The sequence below is a fragment of the Rhodopseudomonas palustris genome (assembly GCF_003591005.1).
Classification (GTDB): Bacteria; Pseudomonadota; Alphaproteobacteria; order Rhizobiales; family Xanthobacteraceae; genus Rhodopseudomonas; species Rhodopseudomonas palustris_K.
The window spans coordinates 1-606 of sequence record NZ_QYYD01000072.1; the positions used below are offsets into that span (position 1 = coordinate 1).

At 64.2% G+C, this 606-nt stretch carries 1 protein-coding gene; it reads left to right on the forward strand.

The window, feature by feature from the left end; all coding sequences use genetic code 11:
- Positions 1-606, forward strand: a 606-nt coding sequence (locus D4Q52_RS26005) for a histidine kinase dimerization/phospho-acceptor domain-containing protein (RefSeq protein ID WP_182915451.1), incomplete at both ends; no start/stop codon positions are given.

Here is a 606-nt window from a genome sequence, read left to right on the forward strand (position 1 = left end):
CCGCCGGTGCGGGCACCGATACGCTTCCCGGAGTGCCCTACCAGATCCTGCCGCTGAAAAGCGCCGCCCGCACCTGGGGGCTGCTGGTGGTGGAGCCGGCCAACCTGCGCCAGCTGATGATCCCCGAACAGCAGCGCCTGCTGGAAACCTTTACGCTACTGGTCGCCAGCGCGCTGGAGCGGCTGACGCTCACCGCCAGCGAAGAGCAGGCCCGACTCAACAGTGAGCGGGAGAGCCTGCGCAACTCGCTGCTGGCGGCGCTGTCCCACGATCTACGGACTCCGCTTACGGTGCTATTTGGCCAGGCAGAGATCCTGACGCTCGATCTCGCCAGCGAAGGATCGAAGCACGCGCCGCAGGCCAACGAGATACGCCAGCACGTGCTCAATACCACCCGCCTGGTGAATAATCTGCTGGATATGGCGCGGATCCAGTCCGGCGGCTTTAATTTGCATAAAGAGTGGCTAACCCTGGAAGAGGTCGTCGGCAGCGCGCTGCGTATGCTGGAGCCGGGGCTCGGCGGGCGGCATATTCAGCTTGCGCTGCCGGACCCGCTGCTGCTGGTTCACGTCGACGGTCCGCTTTTTGAGCGGGTACTGATTAATC